This window comes from Shigella sp. FC1544, assembly GCF_001722145.1.
GTDB classification, from domain to species: domain Bacteria; phylum Pseudomonadota; class Gammaproteobacteria; order Enterobacterales; family Enterobacteriaceae; genus Escherichia; species Escherichia coli.
Genome location: NZ_MECT01000251.1, coordinates 1 through 1920, shown reverse-complemented (window position 1 = coordinate 1920; position 1920 = coordinate 1). Strand labels below are relative to the sequence as shown.

The 1920-nt window shown below is 48.4% G+C and carries 4 protein-coding genes and 1 pseudogene; all 5 read right to left on the bottom strand.

Annotated elements, in window-relative coordinates; genetic code table 11:
- Positions 1-147, bottom strand: a 147-nt coding sequence (locus BGK49_RS27065) for an IS1 family transposase (protein ID WP_001393286.1), incomplete at its 3' end; no start/stop codon positions are given.
- 56 nt (positions 148-203) lie between these two features.
- Positions 204-443, bottom strand: a pseudogene (fimC, locus tag BGK49_RS13430) (type 1 fimbria chaperone FimC); the annotation flags it as partial.
- Positions 444-479: 36 nt separating this feature from the next.
- Positions 480-1019 (bottom strand): type 1 fimbrial minor subunit FimI, encoded by a 540-nt coding sequence (gene fimI, locus BGK49_RS13425; protein ID WP_000824117.1) that lies wholly within the window; start codon positions 1017-1019, stop codon positions 480-482.
- 64 nt (positions 1020-1083) lie between these two features.
- A complete protein-coding gene (gene fimA / locus BGK49_RS13420) occupies positions 1084-1632 on the bottom strand; it encodes a type 1 fimbrial major subunit FimA (RefSeq protein WP_000695563.1) in 549 nt (182 codons plus the stop codon).
- A gap of 26 nt (positions 1633-1658) precedes the next feature.
- The coding region (locus tag BGK49_RS30745) for a hypothetical protein (protein ID WP_206779258.1) at positions 1659-1920 on the bottom strand (262 nt) is incomplete at its 5' end.

The window sequence follows — 1920 nt, the reverse complement described above, 5'->3', positions numbered from 1 at the left end:
TTGAGAAGCGGTGTAAGTGAACTGCAGTTGCCATGTTTTACGGCAGTGAGAGCAGAGATAGCGCTGATGTCCGGCAGTGCTTTTGCCGTTACGCACCACCCCGTCAGTAGCTGAACAGGAGGGACAGCTGATAGAAACAGAAGCCACTGGAGCACCTCAAAAACACCATCATACACTAAATCAGTAAGTTGGCAGCATCACCCCTTTACACCATCGGCATTTTCCATCCATGATTGAATTAAATAGGTACTATTTTCATCATTATTTGTCACGGCAAGTTGCACTTGTTTTTGCCCTGCCGGATAAATTACGCGAGTCGCACCTAAGGCCACTCCCGCTTCAGCGCGTCCGGCAACCATCATTGCCATGAACATCAGGATACCTGCCAGCAAGCAGAATGTTATTTCCTGCGATTTCCTTACATTGGCGTTTTTATTACTCACTGTCCTGTTCCTGTTATCACATTATCTGCTGAACAATTACTGATAGGTTAAAGAGAACCAGGCCTGGGCATTGGCGATGCCGCCAGTAACCCAACGCCCGGTAGCACGATATTTGGCGATGAAATGTAGCGAAGTAGAGCCTGAGTAAAGCCGTTTCCAGTTTACTGGAGGACGATTAATCGGTACGAGGTTTCCTTCATCATCAAACAACGCTACGCCAATATTGGTGGCTATCCCTGGCCCCTCTCCCACGGAAAGCACATCCGGATTTTTACCATCCGCGACACCGTGAAACGCCACACCCACACGTTCACTCACCACCGTGCTACATTCCCGTAAATGAATAACAAAAGGCACCGGTGCGCTATCTTCCCCTACCGCATGAAACCGGTTACTGCTGATTTGCCCCATATTGACCGTCATTTGTTTATCACCGGCTTCAATCCGGCAAGTTTCCGCAATAATGACGCCCTGAAATTGCATATTTCCGCCGGGCAGCGTGGTATTCCATTTATTTCCGGCCAGAGCAAACATTGGCAGCAACGACGCTAATAGAAATAATCTCTTCCTTTTCATCGTTATTTTTATCGCACAAGGGTGGGCATCCCTGCCCGTAATGACGTCCCTGAACCTGGGTAGGTTATTGATACTGAACCTTGAAGGTCGCATCCGCATTAGCTGCGCCAGGGGTTGCGACACCGGTTGCATAATAACGCGCCTGGAACGGAATGGTGTTAGTACCGTTATTCAGGGTTGTTTGCTCACTGAATGTCGCACCATCCAGCGTCAGCGCAGCACCCGTTCTGTCCAGGATCTGCACACCAACGTTTGTTGCGCTACCCGCAGCTGAACTCTGCAGAGCCAGAACGTTGGTATGACCCGCATCAATCGCCGTACCTAAAAAGGCAACTGCGGCTTTAGATGCAACATTGGTATCGCAATCATTCAGCTGAATGTTAAAACCGACAGCAGAACTGGTTGCTCCTTCCTGTGCCAGCGATGCGGTACGAACCTGTCCTAACTGAACGGTTTGATCAACAGAGCCTGCATCAACTGCGCAAGCGGCGTTAACAACTTCCCCTTTAAAGTGAACGGTCCCACCATTAACCGTCGTGGCAGCGGCCAGAGCCGCTGTAGAACTGAGGGACAGAGCCGACAGAACAACGATTGCCAGAGTTTTAATTTTCATGCTGCTTTCCTTTAAAAAAACTATTTCTAAATCGACATGGGCAGTCGTTCTGTACACTTTGTTTTGTCAACGAGTTTGACTGCCAACACTGCACAGTTTTCCCCCAAAAGATGAAACATTTGGGGCCATTTTGACTCATAGAGGAAAGCATCGCGCACAAACTTTTTCAGTTTATTTGTTGGCTTAATAGTAAGCGTAAACTGACCGCCGTATGTAGCCATTAAGCCTGTATTGGTAACGTAGGTGCCCACCTTTTCAACTAGTGGACACCTGTTATGGAACAGAAAG